Origin of the sequence: Phormidium pseudopriestleyi FRX01 (genome assembly GCF_017313335.1) — a bacterium.
GTDB lineage: Bacteria > Cyanobacteriota > Cyanobacteriia > Cyanobacteriales > Laspinemataceae > Laspinema > Laspinema pseudopriestleyi.
In genome coordinates this window covers 1-4,697 of the sequence record NZ_JAFLQW010000465.1, presented here as the reverse complement: position 1 = coordinate 4,697, position 4,697 = coordinate 1, and the positions used below count along the sequence as shown (strand labels likewise).

The 4,697-nt window shown below is 50.6% G+C and carries 5 protein-coding genes; 3 read left to right on the top strand and 2 right to left on the bottom strand.

Features of this window, described 5'->3' with window-relative positions; translation table 11 throughout:
- A partial coding sequence (locus J0895_RS17760; RefSeq protein WP_207089345.1) for a BamA/TamA family outer membrane protein occupies nucleotides 1-690 on the top strand: 690 nt, incomplete at its 5' end.
- A gap of 65 nt (nucleotides 691-755) precedes the next feature.
- On the top strand, nucleotides 756-1,646 hold the full coding sequence (locus tag J0895_RS17755; protein WP_207089344.1) for a pentapeptide repeat-containing protein: 891 nt from the start codon (nucleotides 756-758) through the stop codon (nucleotides 1,644-1,646).
- Nucleotides 1,647-1,931: 285 nt separating this feature from the next.
- Here the strand turns inward: J0895_RS17755 and J0895_RS17750 are convergent, their stop codons facing one another.
- Nucleotides 1,932-2,627: a pentapeptide repeat-containing protein gene (locus J0895_RS17750; protein WP_207089343.1), complete on the bottom strand. Its 696-nt coding sequence runs from the start codon at nucleotides 2,625-2,627 to the stop codon at nucleotides 1,932-1,934.
- Nucleotides 2,628-2,963: 336 nt separating this feature from the next.
- On the bottom strand, nucleotides 2,964-3,308 hold the full coding sequence (locus tag J0895_RS17745; protein WP_207089342.1) for a hypothetical protein: 345 nt from the start codon (nucleotides 3,306-3,308) through the stop codon (nucleotides 2,964-2,966).
- A gap of 278 nt (nucleotides 3,309-3,586) precedes the next feature.
- Here J0895_RS17745 and J0895_RS17740 point away from each other — a divergent pair, with 278 nt between their 5' ends.
- The gene (locus J0895_RS17740; protein ID WP_207089341.1) at nucleotides 3,587-4,540 is read left to right on the top strand and encodes a DMT family transporter; all 954 of its coding nucleotides are present in this window, start codon (nucleotides 3,587-3,589) and stop codon (nucleotides 4,538-4,540) included.
- Nucleotides 4,541-4,697 lie beyond the last annotated feature (157 nt).

The following is a 4,697-nucleotide window of genomic DNA, read 5'->3' as shown; positions in this document are numbered from 1 at the left end:
AGTTACCAGCGCGTTGCCATTCGCAATTCCGCGTTTACCAGTCGCCTCTACACCAGCGATCGCCTCGGCAATCCCCTCACCTTCAACGAGCAAGGTCTCGATACCCTCGTCACCCTCAACTTAGGACTGTTTCAGGACCGCCGGAACAGTACCGAATGGCCCACCCAAGGCTATCGCTTTGAACTCGCCACCGAACAATCCATCCCCGTTGGCAGTGCCGATATCCTCTTTAACCGCTTAAGTGCCAGTTTTACCCAATTCGTCCCCTTTCAGGACCAAACCTTTGTCTTTAACCTCCAAGGCGGGACCATCCTCGGCGATGTCCCACCCTATCAAGCCTTTAATCTCGGCGGCAGTGACTCCGTGCGGGGGTATCAGAATGGCGAAATCGGCACCGGACAAAGTTACGTCCAAGGCACCGTAGAATATCGCTTTCCCCTCATTGAAGACTTAGATCTCCCCTATTCCTCAGCCTTAAGCGGCACCGTTTTTGCCGATTTTGCCAGCGACCTCGGTTCTGGGGATTCCGTCTATGGCGAACCCGGGGAAGTGCGAAATAAACCCGGCAATGGGTTCGGCTTAGGTCTGGGGGTGCGATTACTCACAGATTTTGGTCCCGTCCGTCTGGAATTTGCCGTGAGTGATCAACGAGACCTCAGCGCCATCTTTAAGATTGGGGAACGCTTCTAAACCCGGACTCTTTCCCCTCACTTAACCCCCCTCACCCAGAACAAACCCCAAATGACACATGACAAATGACAAATGACAAACCACTCATGGACATTCATCAACTGCTAACCCAATATGCTCAAGGAGATAGACTCTTTTCCAAGGTCAATCTCTGTGAAGCGCACCTGAGCGGGACAAATCTCAGCCGAGGGGTGTTTCGCGATGCCATTTTGCAGGAAATTAATCTGAGTTCCGCCTATCTGCGTCGGACGGATTTTCGAGGGGCGGACCTCAAGGGTGCCGACCTGAGAGGGGCTTATCTAAAAGGGGCTGACCTGAGAGGGACGGATTTGAGATGGGCGGATATGGGAGCGACGGATATTTCTCATGCGCTCTATAATAGCCAGACTCAGTTTCCCCTCGGGTTTGATCCCAAAGGCCGAAATGCTTATGCGATCGCCCCGAAAGCAGATTTATCCCTCGCCTATCTTTATAAAGCGGACCTGCGCTGGACCAAGCTCACCGATGCCAACCTTACTCAAGCTTATCTCTACCGCGCCGATCTCCGTTCCGCTGACCTCCGGGGATCGGATTTAAGTGAGGCAAACCTCCATTTTGCTCTCTGTGATGCGGACACCTGCTTTGATGAGGAGTTCGATGCGAACCGCGCCGGAGTTTATTGGATCCGCCCTCAATCTTCCTTGGTGGATGCCACCCTCTCCGGGGCCAGACTCAGTGGTGTGGACCTCAGTGGAGCCGATTTGAGCGGCGCGGACCTCACTCGTGCGGACCTCTCGCGCGCCAATCTGGAAAAGGCCAACCTGAGTGGGGCTAACTTAACGGGAGCCAATCTCCTCGGGGCTAATTTACTCGGGGCAAAGATAACCGATGCGGAGTTTGCAGAGGCTGATTTACTCGGTGCGATCGCCCCCGATGGCAGTACCACGATGATAGATCTGCAAAAATCCGCACCCTAAAGGACTCTGTTGGGGACTCAAGAAAGAGACCTCTCCGGTGGCCCTCTCCTACGAGGAGAGGGAGAATAAGGAAATTTTTTTATTGCTGGAAGGGGCTTATCCGGCTCCCCCTTCCCTCGTAGGGAAGGGGGTTGGGGGGTTAGGTCTCCCGTTAACCCACTTCAGTCCTAAAGGCTGTCGGTTTTAGCCATAAAAAAACAGAGAATTGAGATCATCCTCGATCTCAATTCTCTGTTGTCTCACAATTTCGCAGTGGCTGAGTTTGCACTCAGCGACGATCTCCCCTTAAAATTTAGAAACCGCAAATCCTTGTGGCAGATTAGCACCGTCGAGTTGTGCCTGCTGTAAATGGGCATAGTTCACCTGAACCCCCGTCAGATCCGATGCCATCAGGTTCGCACCCATCAGGTTCGCATCGGTGAGATTGGCATCGCGCAAGTTAACCCCCGCAATATCAAAGGAATAGGGTCCGCCATCTTGAAGGCTGAACTGAAGCTCGTTCCCCACAGACTGCCTGGTGTTATGAAGATTGGCTCCCACCAGTGCGGCACTCTCTAGGTTGGCACCGACTAAGTTCGCCGATTGCAAATTCGCATTCGTTAAATTCGCAATCACCATCCCCGCTAGTGTTAGGTTAGCCCGGGATAAGTCTACATTCTCCAAATTCGCCCCATGCAGTCTGGCGGCAATCAAACTCGCCCCCCGCAATGAAGCATCCATCAGCTTGGCATTCACTAAATAGGCTTCATTCAGATTCGCGCCCTCTAAGTTACTCCCCTCAAGGTTCGCTCCCTCTAAGTTCGCCCCGCGTAAGTTTTGACCCGCTAGATTCACTCCGCTCAAGTCACATCCCCGACACTGGTTAGTTTCCAGCAACTGTTTCAGGTGTTCTGGGTTTTCAGCCACTGCTGGTGCTGTCATTGTGGCGGTCATCGTGATTGTGATTGTCCATGCGGCGATCGCAAATATCCCTGATTTCATGCTGTTACACTCCCCATCACCTAATCCTCATACCCTCTATTATCAGGCATTATGGATACTTTCGCCGTGATTCTTATCGAACACTCAATGCGATCGCGATCGGTGCTTCAGGGCGATCAGTATCACCCCTCATCCCCATCCTGAAACGATGAGAGTTTGTCCATGAGTAGATTCACTCATAGACACACTCTCATCGGCAAGCTTCTCAAAATTCCTCCAATTTAGGGGGTGGGGGATATGTTCCTTGACTTACTCAGGATAACAACAGCAACTCGTGACACCCAACATCGAATAACGACTAAAGTCGTTACTGCAAAATTCAACCGGCATCCTTGCTTAATACTTCAGAATCGATTCAAACGTAGCTCGTAATGAACCCATATCCGCCACACGAGCTACTAATAAATTTTGCTCTCCCGCATCTTCTAACCGTCCTTTCCAATAGCCAATTTTATCCGGGTTATGCATCCAAAAATTGATCACCGTTTGCACCACTCCATCTAAATCCCACTCTTTAGTGGGAGAAACTGTCTGGACCGAATCAATAAAGGCATCCAGAGTACATTTTGGAGTGGCGAGATATTCCACTCCGACTCCTGAATCGGCGATTACTTTCTCCTGTTGTTGGTTAAAAAAATATAAAATTGGGGAAACCCCTAAAATATCGAAGGTGTATTCCACAGCCACATCCTCCCGCTTTCTACTTTGGTTTTAATATCTCTTTGATACCAGGTTTTTTGCAAGCAAATCGTTACCGCTGTTACCAGAACTGCTTCTATTGTAAAAGTTTAGATTCAATTTGACAAGTCTATTCCTCCAGGGTGCGATCTCCTCAATATTTATTAGCACTCTATCATTGAGAGTGCTAATAACTGGACCCCTAAAAAGCCTCGCGATCACCCGATTACTCCCTAAACCTGATACTCTAAATAGAACCCTTATTTAACCCTTTGTTCCGAATGAATCCGATCGCCGAATTTAAAGGTGAGTTTGCCGCCATTAGTGCCGCATTATTGTGGGCAGTCTCCTCCGTGGTTTACAGTTACCTCGGACAACAAATCTCGCCCATGCTGCTCAATTTAAGCAAAGGAGTCGTGGCGATCGCCCTGCTGCTGCTCACCCTCTTCCTGCGAGACTTCCTGCTGCCTGCACTCGATTCCACCGCCTTCATTCCTGCGCTTTCCCATCCCTTTAATACCCTCAACGAGTTCGCCCTCCCCCTGTTCCTGCTATTCCTCAGTGGCGCAATCGGCATTAGTTTCGGGGATACCGTGTTTTTTGCCGCCCTCAATCAACTCGGCGCAAGGCGCACCCTCTTAATTCAAACCTTGGCACCCCCCCTCACTGCCTTACTCGCTATCCTCTTTTTACGCGAACAACTCACCCTCATCGCCTGGGGTGGGATGATAATCACGATTATTGGCGTTGCTTGGACTATTGCCGAACGGGTTTCTGAAACAGACACCCCCAGCGCCCCCCTGCTGCCTGGAGTCAGTTTGGGATTGCTGGCGGCCCTCGCTCAGGCAGTGGGGGCCGTCCTCTCTCGCGCTGCCCTCGCCCAAACTGCGATCAACCCATTATGGAGTACCTTGATCCGCTTGTTGGCCGGAGTATCCCTATTGTTCCTGTGGATCTTATGGAAACAAGGTCGCCGTGTCCTCTCGGGATTAGGGTCTAAACGTCTGGTGGCGATCGTTCTCGTCACCTCATTTTTTAGCACCTATCTCGGGATTTGGTTGCAACAGATTTCCCTCAAATTCTCTCCCGCAGGCATTGCCCAGACCCTAAGTGCTACCAGTCCAGTCTTTGTCTTACCCATCGCGATCGCCCTGGGGGAATTCGTCAGCATTCGGGCCATTCTCGGCGCCGTCCTCTCCCTGTTTGGAATTGCCCTCTTGTTCCTCTGGCGCTAATCTCACCATAATTCCCAAAAATCGCGACTTTTTTTTCTGGACCCCCTAGACAATTCGATTTTTTTGTGATAAGATAAAATTGATAAGGAAGAACTATCTCGCCATAAATACTTCGGCACAGATTTCCATTGTATAATCATCTCAAAAATTGTCAAGT

What these genes read in the sequence shown, in the direction of transcription:
- J0895_RS17740 (WP_207089341.1), top strand. Translation starts at nt 3,587, where the DNA reads ATGAATCCGATCGCCGAATTTAAAGGTGAGTTTGCCGCCATTAGTGCC.
- J0895_RS17755 (WP_207089344.1), top strand. Translation starts at nt 756, where the DNA reads ATGACAAATGACAAACCACTCATGGACATTCATCAACTGCTAACCCAA.
- J0895_RS17750 (WP_207089343.1), bottom strand. Translation starts at nt 2,627, where the DNA reads ATGAAATCAGGGATATTTGCGATCGCCGCATGGACAATCACAATCACG.